The organism is Bacillus sp. LM 4-2 (assembly GCF_000978495.1).
Taxonomy (GTDB): Bacteria; Bacillota; Bacilli; order Bacillales; family Bacillaceae; genus Bacillus; species Bacillus subtilis.
The window spans coordinates 2,541,430-2,560,251 of sequence record NZ_CP011101.1 but is presented as its reverse complement, the minus strand read 5'-3'; the positions used below and the strand labels follow the sequence as shown (position 1 = coordinate 2,560,251).

At 37.1% G+C, this 18,822-nt stretch carries 24 protein-coding genes and 5 pseudogenes; 23 read left to right on the top strand and 6 right to left on the bottom strand.

Annotated features, from left to right (window positions below):
• Window positions 1–150: 150 nt before the first annotated feature.
• Both bltD and blt read right to left on the bottom strand, forming a co-directional pair.
• Window positions 151–609 carry a spermine/spermidine acetyltransferase gene (gene bltD / locus bslm_RS12785; protein ID WP_015714357.1) on the bottom strand — a complete coding sequence of 153 codons (459 nt, stop codon included), beginning with the start codon at window positions 607–609 and terminating at the stop codon, window positions 151–153.
• A 168-nt stretch (window positions 610–777) separates the two neighbouring features.
• Window positions 778–1,980: a multidrug efflux MFS transporter Blt gene (gene blt / locus bslm_RS12780; RefSeq protein WP_029727180.1), complete on the bottom strand. Its 1,203-nt coding sequence runs from the start codon at window positions 1,978–1,980 to the stop codon at window positions 778–780.
• Window positions 1,981–2,096: 116 nt separating this feature from the next.
• Between blt and bltR the strand changes: the two genes are divergently transcribed.
• The 14 genes and pseudogenes from bltR to bslm_RS12730 all read left to right on the top strand — a co-directional run bounded on the left by bltR (window position 2,097) and on the right by bslm_RS12730 (window position 10,913).
• Window positions 2,097–2,918, top strand: coding sequence for a multidrug efflux transcriptional regulator BltR (gene bltR / locus bslm_RS12775; protein ID WP_046381207.1), 822 nt, complete (start codon window positions 2,097–2,099; stop codon window positions 2,916–2,918).
• Between the two features lie 82 nt (window positions 2,919–3,000).
• A pseudogene (locus bslm_RS21695) lies at window positions 3,001–3,111 on the top strand (N-acetylmuramoyl-L-alanine amidase); the annotation flags it as partial.
• Entirely contained in the window at window positions 3,092–3,235 is a 144-nt protein-coding gene (locus bslm_RS20905) for a hypothetical protein (RefSeq protein WP_069704135.1), read from the top strand. The pseudogene bslm_RS21695 and the gene bslm_RS20905, both read left to right, overlap by 20 nt.
• Window positions 3,236–3,460: 225 nt before the next feature.
• Entirely contained in the window at window positions 3,461–4,021 is a 561-nt protein-coding gene (locus bslm_RS12770; protein ID WP_046381206.1) for a cupin domain-containing protein, read from the top strand.
• 383 nt (window positions 4,022–4,404) lie between these two features.
• Window positions 4,405–4,722: a hypothetical protein gene (locus bslm_RS21690; RefSeq protein WP_015714354.1), complete on the top strand. Its 318-nt coding sequence runs from the start codon at window positions 4,405–4,407 to the stop codon at window positions 4,720–4,722.
• A 21-nt stretch (window positions 4,723–4,743) separates the two neighbouring features.
• Window positions 4,744–5,004 (top strand): metal-sensitive transcriptional regulator, encoded by a 261-nt coding sequence (locus bslm_RS12765; protein WP_003237170.1) that lies wholly within the window; start codon window positions 4,744–4,746, stop codon window positions 5,002–5,004.
• Window positions 5,005–5,150: 146 nt separating this feature from the next.
• Complete coding sequence (locus tag bslm_RS12760; protein ID WP_024572226.1) at window positions 5,151–5,633, top strand: DsrE/DsrF/DrsH-like family protein; 483 nt, start codon at window positions 5,151–5,153, stop codon at window positions 5,631–5,633.
• A gap of 23 nt (window positions 5,634–5,656) precedes the next feature.
• A pseudogene (locus tag bslm_RS21685) lies at window positions 5,657–5,753 on the top strand (rhodanese-like domain-containing protein); the annotation flags it as partial.
• A gap of 65 nt (window positions 5,754–5,818) precedes the next feature.
• Window positions 5,819–6,376 (top strand): sulfurtransferase TusA family protein, encoded by a 558-nt coding sequence (locus bslm_RS12755; RefSeq protein WP_046381205.1) that lies wholly within the window; start codon window positions 5,819–5,821, stop codon window positions 6,374–6,376.
• A 20-nt stretch (window positions 6,377–6,396) separates the two neighbouring features.
• Window positions 6,397–6,779 (top strand): annotated as a pseudogene (locus bslm_RS21375) (DsrE/DsrF/DrsH-like family protein).
• A gap of 29 nt (window positions 6,780–6,808) precedes the next feature.
• Window positions 6,809–7,943 (top strand): annotated as a pseudogene (locus bslm_RS12745) (MBL fold metallo-hydrolase).
• Between the two features lie 33 nt (window positions 7,944–7,976).
• Window positions 7,977–8,204: a sulfurtransferase TusA family protein gene (locus bslm_RS12740; RefSeq protein WP_046381203.1), complete on the top strand. Its 228-nt coding sequence runs from the start codon at window positions 7,977–7,979 to the stop codon at window positions 8,202–8,204.
• Between the two features lie 59 nt (window positions 8,205–8,263).
• On the top strand, window positions 8,264–9,043 hold the full coding sequence (locus bslm_RS12735; protein ID WP_046381202.1) for a sulfite exporter TauE/SafE family protein: 780 nt from the start codon (window positions 8,264–8,266) through the stop codon (window positions 9,041–9,043).
• A gap of 772 nt (window positions 9,044–9,815) precedes the next feature.
• Complete coding sequence (locus tag bslm_RS12730) at window positions 9,816–10,913, top strand: glycosyl hydrolase (protein ID WP_033884505.1); 1,098 nt, start codon at window positions 9,816–9,818, stop codon at window positions 10,911–10,913.
• A gap of 485 nt (window positions 10,914–11,398) precedes the next feature.
• Here the strand turns inward: bslm_RS12730 and bslm_RS12725 are convergent, their stop codons facing one another.
• Window positions 11,399–12,742, bottom strand: coding sequence for an MATE family efflux transporter (locus bslm_RS12725; protein WP_046381201.1), 1,344 nt, complete (start codon window positions 12,740–12,742; stop codon window positions 11,399–11,401).
• 130 nt (window positions 12,743–12,872) lie between these two features.
• Here bslm_RS12725 and bslm_RS12720 point away from each other — a divergent pair, with 130 nt between their 5' ends.
• Window positions 12,873–13,553 carry a TetR/AcrR family transcriptional regulator gene (locus tag bslm_RS12720; RefSeq protein WP_046381200.1) on the top strand — a complete coding sequence of 227 codons (681 nt, stop codon included), beginning with the start codon at window positions 12,873–12,875 and terminating at the stop codon, window positions 13,551–13,553.
• A gap of 559 nt (window positions 13,554–14,112) precedes the next feature.
• On the opposite strand, the pseudogene bslm_RS12715 reads toward bslm_RS12720, so the two are convergent.
• Window positions 14,113–14,511, bottom strand: a pseudogene (locus bslm_RS12715) (sigma-70 family RNA polymerase sigma factor); the annotation flags it as partial.
• Entirely contained in the window at window positions 14,511–15,029 is a 519-nt protein-coding gene (locus bslm_RS12710; RefSeq protein WP_015714342.1) for an ImmA/IrrE family metallo-endopeptidase, read from the bottom strand. The gene bslm_RS12710 and the pseudogene bslm_RS12715, both read right to left, overlap by 1 nt.
• A 268-nt stretch (window positions 15,030–15,297) precedes the next feature.
• Between bslm_RS12710 and bslm_RS12705 the strand changes: the two genes are divergently transcribed.
• The gene (locus tag bslm_RS12705; protein ID WP_004399117.1) at window positions 15,298–15,834 is read left to right on the top strand and encodes an ATP-binding protein; all 537 of its coding nucleotides are present in this window, start codon (window positions 15,298–15,300) and stop codon (window positions 15,832–15,834) included.
• A gap of 355 nt (window positions 15,835–16,189) precedes the next feature.
• Window positions 16,190–16,357: a hypothetical protein gene (locus tag bslm_RS20875; RefSeq protein ID WP_003229900.1), complete on the top strand. Its 168-nt coding sequence runs from the start codon at window positions 16,190–16,192 to the stop codon at window positions 16,355–16,357.
• Window positions 16,358–16,623: 266 nt separating this feature from the next.
• On the opposite strand, the gene sknR is transcribed toward bslm_RS20875, so the two are convergent.
• Window positions 16,624–16,974, bottom strand: coding sequence for a transcriptional regulator SknR (gene sknR / locus bslm_RS12700; RefSeq protein ID WP_004398704.1), 351 nt, complete (start codon window positions 16,972–16,974; stop codon window positions 16,624–16,626).
• A gap of 176 nt (window positions 16,975–17,150) precedes the next feature.
• Here sknR and bslm_RS12695 point away from each other — a divergent pair, with 176 nt between their 5' ends.
• The 6 genes from bslm_RS12695 to bslm_RS12680 all read left to right on the top strand — a co-directional run bounded on the left by bslm_RS12695 (window position 17,151) and on the right by bslm_RS12680 (window position 18,772).
• Window positions 17,151–17,381 (top strand): helix-turn-helix transcriptional regulator, encoded by a 231-nt coding sequence (locus tag bslm_RS12695; protein ID WP_004398958.1) that lies wholly within the window; start codon window positions 17,151–17,153, stop codon window positions 17,379–17,381.
• A gap of 29 nt (window positions 17,382–17,410) precedes the next feature.
• Entirely contained in the window at window positions 17,411–17,551 is a 141-nt protein-coding gene (locus tag bslm_RS20870; protein ID WP_003229902.1) for a hypothetical protein, read from the top strand.
• Between the two features lie 73 nt (window positions 17,552–17,624).
• The gene (locus bslm_RS12690) at window positions 17,625–18,194 is read left to right on the top strand and encodes a helix-turn-helix domain-containing protein (protein WP_004398626.1); all 570 of its coding nucleotides are present in this window, start codon (window positions 17,625–17,627) and stop codon (window positions 18,192–18,194) included.
• The gene (locus bslm_RS12685) at window positions 18,191–18,448 is read left to right on the top strand and encodes a YqaH family protein (RefSeq protein WP_003245994.1); all 258 of its coding nucleotides are present in this window, start codon (window positions 18,191–18,193) and stop codon (window positions 18,446–18,448) included. Before bslm_RS12690 ends, bslm_RS12685 begins: the two co-directional genes overlap by 4 nt.
• Complete coding sequence (locus bslm_RS21370) at window positions 18,445–18,618, top strand: hypothetical protein (protein ID WP_119123069.1); 174 nt, start codon at window positions 18,445–18,447, stop codon at window positions 18,616–18,618. The genes bslm_RS12685 and bslm_RS21370 overlap by 4 nt, the downstream gene beginning before the upstream one ends.
• Window positions 18,578–18,772 (top strand): YqaI family protein, encoded by a 195-nt coding sequence (locus tag bslm_RS12680; RefSeq protein ID WP_003229905.1) that lies wholly within the window; start codon window positions 18,578–18,580, stop codon window positions 18,770–18,772. Before bslm_RS21370 ends, bslm_RS12680 begins: the two co-directional genes overlap by 41 nt.
• The last annotated feature ends 50 nt before the right edge of the window (window positions 18,773–18,822 follow it).

Genomic DNA, 18,822 nt, shown 5'->3' with positions numbered 1-18,822 from the left:
GATAAAACACATGAGATTTTGACTAATAAGATGCTTAAAGCCTGAGATGAAATTTTCATCCAGGCTTTTTTAAACAATGATCTTGCAGTTTAAGTAGGTAATCATTATCGAAGTTCAAACGTTTCTCAGCAAAAAAGGAGGCCTGGATATCTATAGCTCTTTTACCATTACCTTCTCACCATTAAAGTCGAGTTCACCATTAAATTGAAAACCAAACCTTTGATAAAGGCGTATAGCATGAATATTATTTTCAAATATACTTAAATAAATTCTTTTGCATTTATATAGCTCAGCAAGGTGCTGAATGAGGGCTTTAAGCATTTTCTTCCCTAATCCTTTTCCCTGATAGCGTTCGTCAATAAAAAATCGGTCAAGCCAGACTCGTCCGTTTTTATTATCTTCATCATACTCGGGAAACAATCCATACATTGCAAAACCGACTAGATCTCCTTCATAGTAAAGCCCGACAGGTTTATAATAGTGACATTCGTTTGCATCCTCTAAACATATTTTTGTAGATTCAATATATGATAATTGATTCTGGCTGACATGTAGATCAAGAATTGCAGCACGATTATCATCAGTTACTCCTTTTATTTTTATACTCATACTACATTCTCCTTTTTTCTTATCCCGGTATCCTGATATTGCTAAAACTCAGCTTAAACTATATTCACGTCAAGCAACATGTAGCCTATCAAATTAAGTACCTTTTCTTATTGTGCCTAACCAGGGGCATTCCCTGCATCCAAATGACTTGACTTTATAGAAAATGAATTAATTCAAAGCTGCAGCATCATTCTTTTTTTCTTTCCAAACCATTGTAAGACCAAGGCCGACAATCATAACGAAACCTGCAAAAAGGAAAGGATAATGAATGTTAAGATCAAATAGTATACCGCCTAAAGCAGGTCCAAATATATTTCCCAGGCTGGTGTATGTGGAGTTCATGCCTGCTACGAAACCCTGCTGGTTACCGGCCATATTGGATAAATGAGCGGTTAAGGCCGGACGTAGCAAATCGAACGCCAGAAAAATAAAACAAGTTACAAGCAAAACAGTTAAAAATCCTGACATAACAGTAGACACGAAAGCCAAGATCGCTCCGGTTATTAAGCACAGCTGAATCATTCTTTTCTCTCCAAGTTTGTTGACCAATTTCCCGAATAGTAAAACTTGAATAACTACCGCAACAATGGAACTAATCGTAATAATGGTTGCGATATCTTTTGGTGTAAAGCCAAATTTATGATCAGAAAACAAGCTGAATACCGTTTCATAAGCTGATAAACCAAAAGCCATTACAAAGACGATAATAAATGCAATGAAATAAACAGGATGAATGGATCTCTTCAAGTCTTTAATGAAATTTGATTCCTTTGTATGAGATGAGAGTTGATGGCGTTCTTCTATTGACAATGACTCTTTTAGTATAAAAACGGAAGTGACAGCTGCTATTAATGCGATGGCGGAGGCGAAGAAAAACGGCATGCGGATACCAAAGCCGGCAATAAATCCTCCCGCACCAGGTCCAATAATAAAGCCGGTGCTAATTGCAGCAGAAACATACCCCATAGCCTTTGACCTTTCCTTTAGGGTTGTAATATCAGCTACATATGCTGTTACCGCGGGCATGATAAAAGCCGCACTTATACCACCCAATATCCTCGAGAAATAAAATATTGAAACATGGGTCCCTAATCCGAAAATCAACTCAGATAAACTGAATATAAGCAGCCCGAGAATAATTATTTTTTTTCTCCCGAAACGGTCAACCCACCTACCTGCAAAAGGTGAAGTAATTAACTGAGAAATGGCAAAAGCCGCAACAAGATAACCCATTGTGCTGCCGGATAAATGCATGATTTTCATAAAAGAAGGCATAACTGGAATGATTAAACCGATACCAAGAAATGCTACGAAGATGTTGCTTAATAGTATAATGAATATCGTTTTTTGCTCATTTATTGATTTTTTCATCTGAATTCCCCTTTTACTCAATTGAACCCTTTTTACCTATCCTTTTCGCTTGAAGCTTTTTTCAAGTACAATCAAATCATAAGGTATATGGTTACCGTATAGTCAAGGAGGTTTTTATGAGCGAAGATGTTAAGAAGTATTTCACAACAGGGGAGTTTTCGAAGCTCTGCCGTGTAAAAAAACAAACCTTATTTCATTATGATGAGATTGGTCTTTTCTCGCCGGAAATAAAAAAAGAAAATGGGTATAGATATTATTCCTATCATCAATTTGAGATTTTTCAAGTCATCAGCCTATTTAAAGAGCTTGGGGTTCCATTAAAAGAAATAAAGTGTCTAATAAAAGGAAAAACACCAGACAAGATCCTGCATGTTCTAAAAGAAAAGTCTATTGAGATTGATAAAAAAATAAATGAGCTTAAGCAGTTGCAAACGATCTTACAAACAAAAGTGGCGCTTACTGAACAAGCACTTGAGACTGATTTTTCCTCAATTTCTTTTGAATATTTAAATGAAGAAACATTCATGTTAAGCCGAAAAACATTAAACTTACCGGAACGAAAATATGTGGCAGCCATTTCAGAACTCATTCATGAAGTTCAGCAAAATGAATTAGATGAAGGATATCCGATAGGCGGAATCTTTGCACGGGAACAAATCTTAGAAAAAGACTTCTACAATTACAGTTACTTTTATATAAAAGTAAAAAATGGGGGAGAGAACTTAAATTATCATGTACGGCCAAAAGGCCTGTATGCAGTTGGATATGAAATAGGCGGAAATACTGAAGAGGCGTACCGGAGAATCATTGAGTTCATTGAAAAGAATGGAATGCAAATAGGGGAAAATGCATATGAGGAATATATGCTGGATGAGATGGTAGTTGACGGGTATGAAAATACATATGCAAAAATCCTCCTTCAAGTTAAAGAGGTGTAAGATTACGAGATTTTCATATGGAAAAATTGTTTCTGTTGTGTGCCCAAAAAGAATATAAACTGGTTTACTAAAAGCGAGCCCACATACAGGAGACGGTACAAACGGCACTGGGAACCGCAAGTCTATCGGCGTTGAAATATGCTATAACGATTCAGGAGGCGCTAAATACTACGCTGCTGAAAAGCTGGCCATCAAGGCGCATCCAAAGAGATAAATCTAAAAGAGCTGGGATAGGGGGGACAAACAACATAATTCCGTATACTCTGTTGTTGTGCTATGTAAATGTTCAAAAGCCATTTAGGATCGTCGACTTTTGATAATCCATCATATAAAAGTGTCATTCGATGTCTTGTTAACAAAGGCTAGTGAAATTCAACATCCAGAAAACGATTACAAGGTCGGTGATAAATTATTCATCCGTGAATCAAACGGTGATCGAAGATTCATTTTTGTGTTTAATATGAGTTTTCTTGATTTAGCACACTCCCTTAATAAATGCATAGGATACTATCACAAAAATTTATAATTGTGGGGATCAAAAAATGTACTATAACCCTTTTTCGCCTCAATGTTATTATTATGTGACTGTACCGATGTATAATGATGGAAGATCTGTTTATTGGACTATTCCAAATGAGATGGGGAACGTACACAGAGGTGCCGATTTGCGCTCTTCATATGAAGATAGAAACCTTCTTTTGAAGGATTATGGACCAAAACCATTTGTTGTAAATATCAATAGAGCCACAAAACAAAACAATACGTTCCGTACTGCTTTATGGACAGGAAAGCATTTTCAAGTTACTTTGATGAGTCTTGGTATTGGAGAAAACATTGGTTTGGAAATCCATCCTAACGTTGACCAGTTCTTACGGATTGAGCAGGGGCGTGGGATCGTCAAAATGGGAAAGAGCAAAGATCATTTGAACTTTCAAAGAAATGTCTATGATGATTCTGCCATTGTTGTCCCTGCCGGCACTTGGCACAACGTAATTAATACAGGAAATACGCCATTAAAACTTTACTCCATTTATGCTCCTCCTAACCATCCATTTGGTACAGTTCATGAAACCAAAGCAGATGCAGTGGCTGTGGAAGATTAGCACAGATATTCTGCAGAATTCTAGAATAATTAAAGTCACATCCAGCATGAAACATGGGGAACCAGTACCATGCTAATGAAACCCCATTTAATATCCAAGCAGCGTGTCTTGTGCTAATTTTAAGTAATTGATAAATAAAGCCGATTTAAAATTAAATCGGCTTATTGCTTTATTCGAGTTCCTTTTAGCAGAATTGGCATTATCGAATGTAAGTATTTTTTCAATCCGCGGATATCGAAATGAATCTATCAGCTCAAAGAAAGTAACTTTCACACTTGACTATATACCTATGGGGGTATATTATTGTTTTGTGAATAACAAAGAGTTAATAAGGTGGTGTAAGTAGTATCAATTATTTAGTTATTGCATTCCTGCTTATTTTTGTGATTATCATTGCAACGTATAGACGTTATTATCCTATAACCGGAATCTCTTGTATCCATAAAGATAAATTAAAGGCTATGGACATCACAATATTAGATATTCGCCATTATAACGATGTACCCAATTTTTCGGATAATATTATTTTAAACATCCCATATGCGTATCTAAAACGTTTTTATTTAGAGATTCCACGTGATAAAATACACATAATAGCTCGTGACCGGGTGGAATTAAATTTAGGAGTGCGTTTTCTAAAGCGCAAAGGTATCCATGTAAACAGTTATGAACTGGCAGCATGTAAATGTAAAAATAAATGAAAGAAAGGATTTCATTGATATATGGAGTATGATCAAAAGATTAAAAACCGCTTACGACGGATTGAAGGACAAATTAAAGGTGTATTGACTATGATGGAACAAGGAAAAGATTGTAGAGAGGTTGTGACCCAATTAGCAGCTTCCCGTAATGCGATCGATCGAGCGATGGGTTTAATTGTGAGCACAAACCTTGAACATTGTGTTCGTGAAAGTTTAGAAAAAGGCGAAGACACACAAAATTTAGTAAAAGAAGCAGTCGACTTATTGGTAAAGAGCCGATAAAAATTCATCAACCTAAGGTTGACGAATTTTTATATGCGTTATATTATACCCCCTATGGTATTTAAAGAGTTGAATAAAAGCAGATCTTTCGAAAAAATTTTTTGACTTTAATATACCCGCAGGGGTAATTAGTTGGGGGAATAAACATGACAGAACAAACAAAACGCACAACAATTGTTTTATTTAGCGGGGATTATGATAAGGCAATGGCAGCCTATATTATTGCAAATGGTGCAGCTGCCTACGATCATGAAGTGACGATCTTCCATACTTTTTGGGGATTAAACGCTTTACGTAAAGAAGAGCTGATTCCAGTGAAAAAAGGATTTCTTGAAAAAATGTTTGGAAAGATGATGCCTCGTGGTGCTGATAAGATGGGTTTATCTAAAATGAACTTTGCAGGTATGGGCCCTAAAATGATTAAAAATGTGATGAAAAAGCATAATGCACTTACATTACCTCAGTTGATTGAGATGGCTCAAGAACAGGGGGTAAAGCTCGTAGCTTGTACGATGACAATGGATCTTCTTGGTTTACAGGAAAAAGAACTATTAGATGATATTGACTATGCTGGTGTAGCAGCTTATTTGGCAGATGCTGAGGAAGGCAGTGTCAACTTATTTATCTAATGCTACTCATTTACTCATTGCTAAGCGGAATGAGTAGTTTAAAGGCAAGTAAAAATATTGAAGAAACAAGGATTTAAAAACATCACAAATATAAAAGGGGGCATGAATACATGGTATTAACTTCCAGTGAGAAACTTTTTGTATATTTATATACCCCCACCCCTATATGAGAAAAGGAGGAAAAAATGATGAAAGCAACTATTGTACTAGACGCTAAAGGTTTGGCGTGTCCAATGCCTATCGTAAAAACGAAGAAGAGAATGAAGGATTTAAAAGCTGGTGAAGTATTGGAAATTCAAGCAACAGATAAAGGTTCCACAGCAGATCTGGAAGCATGGGCAAAAAGTACAGGCCATGAATATCTAGGTACTGAAGCAGAGGGAGAAATACTTCGTCATTTTCTTCGAAAAGGAGGAGAGCATTCATCAGAAAATGCATCTTCAATTCCTGAGATTTCATTAGAAGCTTTCAAACAGAAAGTGGATAGTGACGAGTCTCTTAACATTTTAGATGTGCGAGAGATAGAGGAGTATGAAAAAGCTCATATTCCTGGAGTTGTGCATATCCCTCTTGGTGAAGTGGAAAAGCGCTCTAATGAATTAAACAAAAATGATGAAATTTATATTATCTGCCATTCGGGAAGAAGAAGTGAAATGGCGGCCCACATCATGAAGAAACAAGGTTTTAAAAAAGTTATTAATGTTGTTCCCGGTATGCGGGATTGGACAGGTAAAACAGAATAAATAAAAAAGATGATGAACAGATAAGTACAAGAGTAGCGATTATTGCGGCAAATGGTGGTCTGTTTGACGCTTATAAAGTATTTAATATTGCGACTGCGGCAGCAGCAAGTGATCAAGAAGTATCTATCTTCTTTACATTCGAGGGATTAAACCTGATCCATAAGCATTCCCATCAACATTTAGAAATGCCGAAAGGAAAAGAACACTTCGCAGAAGGTTGTAGGAACGCAAATGTGCCTTCTATTCTTAACTGATTGAAATGGGAGTTGCATGATTTGGTTGTCAAATAACGATGGACGTTATGGGTTTAACAAAAGATGATTTTATGGAAGGAATCGAAGTAGGCGGGGCTGTTACCTTTTTAGATTTTACTAAAGATGCTGATGTATCCTTAACATTTTAGTCCCGCTAAAAGATTCGATATAGGAGGTATTGAAACATGACCGTAAAGGCAATGACCCCAAAAGAAGTGACAAAAAAAATCTTTAACAAAGAACCTTTATTTATTTTGGATGTGCGTAATGAAAATGATTTTAACGATTGGAAGATTGAAGGACATGACTTTGACCATTTAAATGTACCGTATTTCGATCTTTTAGATGGCGTAGAAGATATCTTGGAGAAAATTCCTTCTGATAAAGAAGTGCTGGTCGTTTGTGCAAAAGAAGGTTCATCCGTCATGGTATCCGAAATGCTATCTGAAGCAGGTCATTCTGTATCCTATCTTAAGGGTGGAATGAAAGCATGGAGCGAACATTTAGAGCCGGTAAAAGTCGGGGATTTAAAAGATGGCGGTGAGATGTATCAGTTTGTTCGAATCGGTAAAGGCTGCCTGTCATACATGGTCATTTCCAATGGTGAAGCAGCAATTATTGATGCGACACGTATGGTAGATTTCTTTATGGATTTTGCGAAGGAGAAGAGTGCAACGATTACTCACGTATTTGATACACATCTTCACGCGGACCATATTTCAGGCGGCAGAGTCATTGCTGAAAAAACAAAAGCAACCTACTGGTTACCGCCTAAAGATGCTGAAGAAGTGGTATTCGATTATCAGCCGTTGGAAGAAGGAAATGACATGATCATTGGAAATACAAAGATTAAAATTCAACCGATTTATTCGCCGGGGCACACGATTGGGTCCACTTCTTTCATTGTCGATGATCTGTATCTTCTTTCAGGTGATATTTTGTTTATTGATTCAATTGGCAGACCAGACTTAGCCGGTATGGCAGAAGATTGGGTAGGAGATTTAAGAAAAACGCTTTATAGCCGTTACAAAGCGTTATCAAAGGATTTAATTGTATTACCAGCACACTTTATGATCATTGACGAGCTAAATGAGGATGGAAGTGTTGGTAAAAAACTAAGTACATTATTTAGCGAGAACCATGGTTTGAACATTGCGGATGAAACAGAATTTAGACACCTAGTAACAGATCATTTGCCTCCGCAACCAAATGCATACCAAGAGATTCGAGAAACAAACATGGGGAAAATCAGCCCAGATGAAGAAAAACAGCGTGAAATGGAGATTGGTCCAAACCGCTGTGCAATACGGTAACACAAGTTTCTATTAAAAAGAGGAGAGATGAACATGAACTCAGATAAAGTATTAGACGCAAAAGGCCTGGCATGCCCAATGCCAATCGTCAGGACAAAAAAAGCGATGAATGAACTGGAATCAGGTCAAATATTAGAAGTGCATGCAACAGATAAGGGAGCTAAAAATGATCTTGCAGCCTGGTCTAAATCAGGCGGACATGACCTTTTAGAGCAAACTGATGAAGGTGATGTATTGAAATTCTGGATTAAAAAAGGCTAATAATGTGAAAGGGTATCGAATAAAAAGATACCCTTTTCCTTTGAAAGGAGGAAACCAAAGTGGATATTGCCTTTATCACAACTCTTTTCATTATAGGGTTTATTGGTGCCTTTATTTCCGGAATGATTGGTATTGGCGGAGCAGTTATTAATTATCCAATGCTATTGTACATTCCTTCTTTAGTGGGAGTGATGTCATTAACTGCCCATGAAGTTTCAGGGATAGGGGCTATTCAAGTTTTCTTTGCGACACTCGGCGGTGTTTGGGCTTATCGTAAGAGTGGTCTTCTAAATAAAGCATTAATTATTTACATGGGAAGCAGCATCCTTTTAGGGAGTGTATTGGGGAGTTACTTTTCTCATTACATATCTGAAAAAGGAATTAACTTTATATACGGAATTCTGGCTATTTTAGCAGTTATTTTAATGTTGATACCTAAAAAAGGACAAGAACATAGCGAAGACAAAGAAGTGATATTTAATAAATGGTTGGCTTCGTCTCTAGCGTTAATCATAGGTGGTGTATCAGGTATTTTAGGAGCTGGCGGCGCCTTTATCCTGGTCCCCATTATGTTATCGATTTTAAATATTCCTGTTAGAATCACAGTCGCTTCATCTCTTGCGATTACATTTCTTTCATCTATTGGCGCAACAGTTGGAAAAGTAATCACGGGCCAGGTTCTTTTTGTACCAGCTCTGGTTCTTATGATTGCTAGTTTAATTGCATCTCCTATTGGTGCATCAGTTGGGCAAAAAGTAAATACAAAATTCCTGCAATGGGTTTTAGCGCAATTAATAGGTGCGACAGCTATTAAAATTTGGTTAGAGCTTCTGATATAAGTCAGCAGGTAAAATGCAAGATTAACAGGTTGATACGGCTGAAGCTTTTGAAAATCAAATGAATATGAAACATCAATTGAGGGTTTTTTATTGAATGGTTTAAAACTATGAGTCAGAGAGAGAAAAAGGCAATAGGGCACCGCAAATTAAAATTCTCAGTAGATCAAAATAACTTTTGGATTGGTATTAGAATCTTGATTATATGCTACGGAGAAAGTGACGGGTTGGAACTGCTGTTAAGGAAAACATCAGATTATGAAAAATCAAGAAGAAAGAAACTAAGTTAGAGGAGTAAACCATACGTTTGCTCCTCTTTTTCTGTTTATAAAGGACTTTGTACCAAAAGTAACGTTTGCTGCTACGAATAGGGATCAAAATGATTTGTTTTTTGATTATTTTTTAAAATAATTTAATAGGATAAAAAAGAGAGTGAAAATCATCCACCACTTAATATCGAAAATAATTCGACTTAATGAAATAGGTAATAAGGTTTAAATGCAAAAGGAAAAGTTTGCTTTATAGCCTGTGAGGCATACAGTAAAAAATAGGTGAAACGTCTGATGAAAGTAGATATTTTTCGGTTTAATATAATTAATGCCCAAAAAATGGAGATTTACAATGGGTAAATGCAAATATCTCTAAGGAAGGTCTCTCTTATTTTAAATATGAAAGGGGATGAAAAAGCGTAAATGACTTAATAGATTCTGTGCTTTATAAATCTTTAACAGAATAAATGATTAAAATAATAAAAAGTAGAAGACGGAGAATATATATGTATAAAAAAATTGGTGTTTTTATATTACTATCTTTCATAATCGTTTCATCTTTTTCACAGTCGGCTCTTGCTCATACAGTTTACCCTGTGAATCCTAATGCACAGGCAACAACGAAAGAGTTGATGAATTGGCTGGCTCATCTGCCAAACCGATCTGAAAATCGCATACTGTCAGGTGCATTCGGCGGATTCACAAATGCTTCGTTTTCCATGAAAGAAGCCAACCAAATTAAGAATGCTACAGGCCAGCTACCCGCAATTTATGGTTGTGACTATTCCAGTGGATGGTTGGAGAAGCCCTATATTTCTGATATTACTGAGACGATCGACTATAGTTGCAACAGTGACTTAATCTCATATTGGAAAAGCGGTGGAATACCACAGATTAGCTTACATCTAGCTAATCCTGCATCCAGTACTTTTGGGAAAAATGCTTCCCATATTTCAAACAGTGAGTATGAAAAGATCTTAGACTCATCAACTACAGAGGGCAAGCGGTTAGAGGCTGTTCTGAGCAAAGTTGCAGATGGCCTTGATCAGTTAAAAAATGAAGGTGTTCCTGTTCTATTCAGGCCTCTTCATGAAATGAATGGAGAATGGTTTTGGTGGGGACTAACCGAATATAACAAAAAAGACAGCCAGCGCTTCTCACTTTATAAACAACTTTATCAAAAAATCTATCATTATATGACTGATACAAGAGGTTTGGACAACCTGATATGGGTTTACTCACCGGACGCCAATCGAGACTTTAAGACTGACTTTTATCCTGGATCTTCATATGTTGATATTGTTGGATTAGATGCGTATTTCTCAGACAATTTTTCAATTCAAGGATATGATGAGTTAACAGCTCTTAATAAGCCATTTGCGTTCACAGAAATCGGCACACAAAAACAAGATGGTAATTTGGATTATGCTGTGTTTCTTAATACAGTCAAACAAAAATATCCGAAAACCGTGTACTTTCTAACTTGGGATGAGGTTCACAGCCCTTCGGTTAATAAAGGTGGGTCTAATTTTTATAATGACAGCTGGACCCTTAATAAGGGAGAGGTATGGGCTGGTAGTTCACTTACACCAATAGTTGAATAACTGAAATGACAAAGGACATAAACAATTTCTTCATGTCGTTGAGTAACACTTGCTGAATTTCTTACAGAAAAATTGATCCAAAGAAGATACTAGACGTTGTGCAAAGAAAAACGTTAAGACGCAGACATAGGTTTGCTCCTCTTTTTCTGTCCATGAAAAGAGGAGTGGTGACTTTTGCGTAAATCGCAATTTGTGTAAATATCATTATTGTTTTTGATGATTCTAATCGTGTATTTAAAAGGAAGAGAGTAAAAAAGCCCGACGTTTACTGTTTTGAGCTCACCATTTTTTAATATATAAGCTTCATAATCAATGATAGTGAGCGGAATAACTCGTGCGGGTTCAATTCTTCTAAACTACATTAATAATAAAGTGGGAGGATTTGAGAAGGGGATAGTTTAGCCGATTATGAGGGCTAAACTATCTTTTTTTACATATTTGATTAGTTTACAATACGGATTTAAATGTCATATGTTTACTAGCACTTAACTATTCAATTCAGGCTGCAATTTGTTCCTCAAAGCATAAAGCATGATGGCACCTACAAGGAATGCGACTGTATCTGCAATGACAAGTGACCAAACCACCCCATGAAAGCCGTTCACCTGATTGGCGATGAACAATACAGGAATCAGAGTAATTCCTTGTATAAATGACATAACAAAAGCGGCCGTTCCTTGCGCGGTAGCTTGGAAGATACCAGTAAATAATGAGGACATCCCTGTAATAAATATGGATAAAAACGTAACATGTAGAATGTAGCTGCCTATTTTAATTAATTGCGGGTCATTTGTAAATAAACCTATTAGATGGTCGGAAATTAAATAGACGATAACGCCAAACATTACTGCTAGCATCACAATCGCTTTTAATGTAAATCCAATGGTATTTTTCATGCGTAATTTATCCGCTGTAAAAGAGAATGCAATTAACGGTACGACCCCTTCACATAGTCCCATCAAAATAAATTCAGGAAATTGAAATAAGCGGGATGAAATTCCGTATGCAGCAACGGCTTTGTCCCCATATTCGACAAGAAAATGATTAAAGATAAGAGACATTGCCCCCAAAAAAATACTCATAATAAAGACCGGAATGCCGATTTTTAATACATTGCTCAGAATATCCAGGCCAACCTTGAACCACTTTACGGAGACAGTTAAGAACTGGCTCTTATATCCCATGTGGAAGGCATAGAATGAACTCGCAGCCAAGTTGGAAATGACGGTAGCAGACGCAACTCCGATTACACCCCAATGGCATACGAAGATGACTAACGCATCAAGCATAATATTTACAACAACACTGAGAATCATACCGGTCATCGACGTGATTGCTGAACCCTCTGAGCGCACGATATTCTCCAGCGTGAAAAATAATACGACGAAAGGTGAACCAATAAGCATAACCATGACATATTCCTTCGTGAAGCCGAAGGAGTCAGATGTTGCCCCTAGGCCATGAACAATTGGATCGATTAAAGGGAGACCCACTGCCATCACAATAAGACCGAGAACTAAACTGCTGTAAAAGGCAAATGAGGATACCTGCTTTACATCATCATATTTTTTCTCCCCGAGCAAACGGGAGATGAATGTACCGCTGCCCATGCCAATCAAGTTGCCTAGCGCCATAATGATTGCAAATAACGGCAAGGTTAATGCGAGTGCGGTTAATATGGCGGTATTGTGGAGTGTACCAAGGAAAAAGGCATTTAGAATGGAATATATGACACTCATTGATGTACCTAGCATCATCGGTATAGCGAAGTGAGCAACAGCTTTTGCGATCGGTGCTTTTTCAAAATAATAGAGGTTTTCTGTATCCATTATATTTCACTTCTTTCTTGTTTATATTTAATCTAACACTGTTAGTTTGAGTCTTACAGTGTTAGATGGTATCATCATTTTATAAACCTGTAAAGAGAAACTTACACTGTTAGATAAAAGGACGGATAATATGAAAAAGCAACAGCCTCAGATTTCAGAGGAAAAGATTTTAGAAACCTCGTGGGAACTTCTTGGGGAGGGAGGCATCGAAACATTCAGCATGAGACGATTGGCCAACAGGCTAGGGATTCAGGCTCCCTCTCTGTACTGGTATTTCAAGAGCAAACAGAAGCTTTACCAGCGTCTGGCTAACCAAGTATCGAAAATGATTCTGGAGGAGTTCCGCTCCGAGGGAGACTGGAAGGAGCAGCTGATGGGGCTTGCGATAACGGTACGGAACGTGCTCAGCCGATATCCTTGCTCTACGCAGCTCATGATGATGACGCTGCCCCATGAACCGGACATCATCCGATTCACGAACCGAATGTTACTCTGCGTGGAATCAACACCACTTAAGCAAGAGCAGAAAATGCAAGTGGTTACTACGCTTGTAAACTATGTCTTCTACTTCGTTTTAGACGATTATCAGCATGAGCGCAATGTCACTGCTATCCTAAAGGACCAAGAAGAGCATCCGGGGGAGGAGATGATACGCCTTCTTGATTCCATGAGCGAGACAGATGCGGGATTATTCCGGAGGATGTTTACGAACGGGCTGTTTGAGTTGATGGGGACTGACAGAGCATTTGAGTTTGGCTTGAAACTGATTTTATATGGGATTGAGAGGGTGATAAAGGAACAGGAGAGGTAATAATTAAACTGCCCGCCATCGGATGGGCAGTTTTAATGAGATTTTCTCGTCCCTCTATATGTGTCACCGTACTGAAGGAGCACTATTTAGGGATTGGAGTCAACAGAAGAGATTGTGAAGAATAGTACTTAAACGATCAGTGATTTGAAATAAAATGAGTAGTTCTTTAAAACGAACTGCTTCTAACCAATGTTTTTTAACTGATTCTTCATATTCATTAAAAGTCCTCTCATTGTGATAGTCATATATGTAAGGGTATCGAGAGCATTGATGAGGCCTCTATAAAGAAAGCAGAGACTAGGAATGTACTGAAGTATACCGATCTAAGGATTTTCTCAGGAGAGCTTTTAGAACGTCCGGCTTAGAATCGCTTGATGGAGGGAAGTAACTCCCCATAAGAGAAGCCATCTGCTATGATCCAGACGCTTTTCTCGAAGAGTTTATCAGTGATGACAAAACTGATTTTCATCACTCTTTTATATATTTTTTCTCTATTTTCTTTTTAAAAAACTTTAATGAAATAGAGAAAGCCGGAATATGAGATCCGGCTTCTTCTGCATTATTTCCCCTTCGCTTTCTTCCGCTTTTCCTTCTCTGCCCGATAAAACTCATGAAACATCTTCATCAGCGCCCGTTTTTCAATCCGCGATACATAGCTGCGTGAGATACCGAGTTCTTTGGCAATCTCTCGCTGCGTTTTTTCCTTCTTCAAATCAAGTCCAAACCGCCCGACAATCACTTCCTTCTCACGGTCATCTAAAATGTCAATGTATTGTTTCACTTTTTCAAGCTCCATATTGAGCTGGATCGTATCTATCACGTCTTCGTTTTCTGATTTCAAAACGTCAATCAGGCTTATTTCATTCCCTTCCTTATCCTGCCCGATCGGATCGTGAAGGGAGACGTCTTTTTTTGTTTTTTTCAATGCGCGCAAATGCATGAGGATTTCATTATTAATTACAAAAGGGGGGTGCACAGATTTCCCGTAACTGTTTGATTAAATAAAGGTTGAGTCAGCTTCCTGTAATAAATGCTCAAACGTTTCTTCGCAAACGAAGGGGATACCTTAAATAACCAAGCTATATTTTCAATTGCATGTGATTGTATGTACGAAAGATTAATATTACGCAACATGAAAGTTGGAATGCAAAAGTGATATGTAAAATAATTGGACTGCCACTCTAAATAATCTGTCCAAGTTGCAGGCATTGTTTTTTTATCGCCTTCATGTCTATATATATGGCAAAATTCATGAGCGAAATCATACCATTGTTCAGTTCGGCTTTTTCGGCTGTCCAAGCATATATTATAAATCCCGCTGTGTTTAAGTGCGAAGCTTGTAACAGGTTTAAACGAAAGCCTGATATCTAAAGCCTCGGCAATCCGTTCAAAATTAATTTGTTCTGGTTCTGTAATATCAATCTTCTTGTATAAGTTTTCAATCCAATCCTCTAAATGACTGTTTGTATACCTCAAGATGAAAAACCTCCTTAAAGACGACAATCTAAAAATTGGATTCGTTTAAATATTATATGGAAATCAAGACTTTTTTCATAGGAAAATGCGTCTAAGGAGATGGAATATGAATCCGTTTAATAATGACTGTTTTCGTAAGTATTATGATTTTAACACGCATCTGGATTTCCCTCGAAAAGTAAAGGTCTTTTAGGGATTTATGTCAAAATAATAGTAAGTACGTTATGCAACAAACAGGGAGTTTGGTTGCTTAATAAGGAGGGGAAGTATGAAAAAAAATATTCACATATTGGGAGCCTCTGGTGTCGGAACTTCAACATTGGGTGCTGCATTATCAAAGCGTTTGCCTCATACGCATCTTGATACTGATAATTACTATTGGTTAGACAAATTCACTAAAAAAAGAGAAATTCCTGAAAGAAGAAAGTTGCTTGAAAAAGACTTAACAATCAATGAAAAATGGATTCTTTCTGGTGCAGTGTGTGGCTGGGGCGATAATCTAAAAAGTTATTTTGACCTTGTCGTCTTCTTATGGATTCCACAAGATATACGGCTTGAGAGACTAAGGCACAGGGAATTTCAGCGTTATGGAAACGAAGTGTTAGCCGGTGGCAGTAAATATGAACAATCAAAAACATTTTTAGAGTGGGCTTCTTTATATGATAATGCTGGAATGGAAGTTAGAAGTAGAGCTTTGCATGAACATTGGATGGCAGATTTATCTTGTCCAGTGTTAAAGATTGAAGACGACTGCTCAGTCAATGAAAGAGTTGACCGTGTCTTGGATTATCTGAGTTCTAATTAAACTAACGGATAGCAATAGCTGCATCAGAAAATAAATCCAAAAATCAAAGACAGTTCCAGTATGGCATTTAATGAGCTGTTTTTTTAATACCGCTATCAATTTGCCTACTATTTTTGGTAGCATCCCCACAACAGAGAAGAGATTGTTCTTCATAAGGAAGTTTTTGGATCAGTTGCAGGAAATGGAACCTCAACGATTAGATACATCCTAAAACCTGTCCAGCTAGTGCTTATGTTGGTTACCATTGAGTGAAAAGCACTTGCCGATCCTTTTTTGTTGGTGTAATCATTAGTGAATTATTACAATTGCAAATGATAGGGGCAAGGGAATAAATGGACTTCAAAGGAGTTTAATCATGAAAAATAATGATAAGAAGAAAGAGGTTCAAAGAAAATACAGAGAAGAGATTAAAAAAAAGAAACAAAAGAATGAAGATAATAAAAATTTTATTAAAGAAACAATTATTGTTGTTACGATAATTGTATTGTTTATTTTTTTCACATACACTTTGCAAGGTTTTTAACAAGAAGCCCTCTTTTCCCATTTCGATACTCTGCAATTTCCCTCACAATAAACGCTCAATTTTTTTACATGAGAATATAAAAGAAACATAAATGAAAATATAAATGAGAAAAACAACAAAAACCCTTGTCACGTAAGGGTTTGTAAAGGATTCAAAATCACTTTTTAAATGAGGGTATGAATGAAATATAAATGAGAATCTAAATCTTATTAGTAAACAGAATTAAACATAATAAACAGAAATAAATAATAATAAACTAACTGCGTTTATTTATCTGATTTCCGTCTTTCTTTTAATTGCTCCGTTATAATCTCCAAAGCAGCCTGTAAGATCTCATCTGTTACCTCACCGTCTTTTGCTGCAAGGAATGTTTCAGGATCGTTTAACACTTTTTTTGCTTCATCCTGAAATACTTTTTCATTGCTTTCTCCTTTAAGAAGATAATCCAAAGAAACATCAAGTATGTTTGAAATATTAATTAAGGTTTTATAGTCAGGCTCACGACTACCTAGTTCATAGGCGGTGTAGGCAGGCCGAGTAATTCCAAGTTTATCAGCCATATTTTGTTGGGTTAGTTTCTTTTGTTTTCTGCACTTTTTCAAGTTCTCGGAGAACATATTAATCACCTGACTTTTGTTTTTATTCTATATCTCATTGTAACGTAACAAAGGGTTACATATAAGTTTTGGTAACAAAACGATACTTTTTTTATGAAAATGTGTTGACAATGTAACGAATCGATACTATTATCTAAGTAACGAAACGTTACATTTTCTGATTAAGGGGGTGAAAAATGATGAGAAAATGGCTTAAGAAAAACCGCTTAGAAAAAGGGTTTACTCAAGAAGAAGTTGCCAAAGCTGCACAGATTGGTAGAGCATACTACACCATGATAGAAAATGGTACTAGGAAGCCTAGTGTTATTGTCTCAAAAAAAATAGGAGAGAAATTAGGCTTTGACTGGACTATTTTTTTTGAGGATGTATGTAACGAAACGAAACATAATTCTAAGGATTCAGCATGATTAGAATTCACAAAGGAGGCCTTTTAATTATGAAAGTCATCTTGAAAAAAGGACCACTGTTTGAACAGGCAGAGGCCAAAGCCTACAAATACCTCAGTGGCATACTTGTTCAGCGTATGAATGAACACCAAGAGAAGCTTGCGCAAAAAAATAAAAAGGAATCAGCCTAAGTCATTTATAAACAGCATGGTCTTTCAACTTCAATTTTAAAACTAAAAACCTAATATAACAGGAGGCAAACATATGGAGAACAACCCATACAATATGCGTAATTTACCGCAGATTATGCGTAGTGCCCGTAAGGCTGCAGGTCTTTCACAATACCAAATCGGCAAGTTAATCGGAGGTAAGGATCAAAGGTATGTTTCAGATGTTGAAAATGGACTTGCCAAGCTTACTCCAGAGTTATGTATTAAATGGTTTGAGAAGTGCGCTGCCTATGAACATATTGATCTTGTACATTACTTATTCAAACTTCATCCTACAGCCGCTGCTCCTATTGATCCGGCACTCAATGAATGTGCAAGTAATGCGGTGATTAATATGGTTCACCAATTGGAGGAAGCACTGCAAGCAACCAAACATTTAGCCCGTTGGCTCACGGATAACCGACCAGGTAAAACAGAGGAGCTGCCGATGGCCGATATTAAGCAGATTTTTGATTTGATTGCGGCTAACAAAACATTGATTTATTCACTTGTTCGTACTCACGGGTTGAAAATGCAGGAACTTGCAGATAGATGGACGCGGAAAGCTCTAGTTGATCAAGTTGCTATGGCAAAACAAGAAGGAAGGCAGGCGGTTTCAGTATGAATACTAATCATTTCTTGAAGGCAGATGTTCCTATCGCAAAAAGAAAAATCGAATCAGCAGAAGAGCTATCAATCATGCTGTCAGAGGCATTACGTGATGGTGATTATGAAGAAGCGATTAGTCTTGCTGGAAGCATCAAGGTTCTTACTGAGGATATTAGCCGGCTTGCAAACAAAGGACGCCTTTATGAAACGGCATTGAAAATGCAACAGCAAGGTATCAACTTAACTGTAGTGAGCAGGTGTATAGGATGATGGTTCATTTTGTTCATAAACCGGCAACTGCTCTGGAAGTTCGTAAATGGTGTGTGATGATTCGTAACAATAGTGAATTCCATCTGTTATGGGATAGACGTGCAGACAAATTCAGAGAGGAGAATAAGAATGGTCGAAAATCCAATGGTCATAAACAACTGGCACGATAAGCTGACTGAAACGGATGTACAAATAGATTTTTACGGTGATGAAGTAACACCAGTTGATGATTATGTAATTGATGGCGGCGAAATCATTCTCAGAGAGAACTTGGAAAGGTATCTAAGGGAGCAACTTGGTTTTGAATTTAAAAACGCGCAATAAAAAAGCCCACTCGGCAAAGTGGACTTCTTTAAAGGCTATCTAAAAAAACT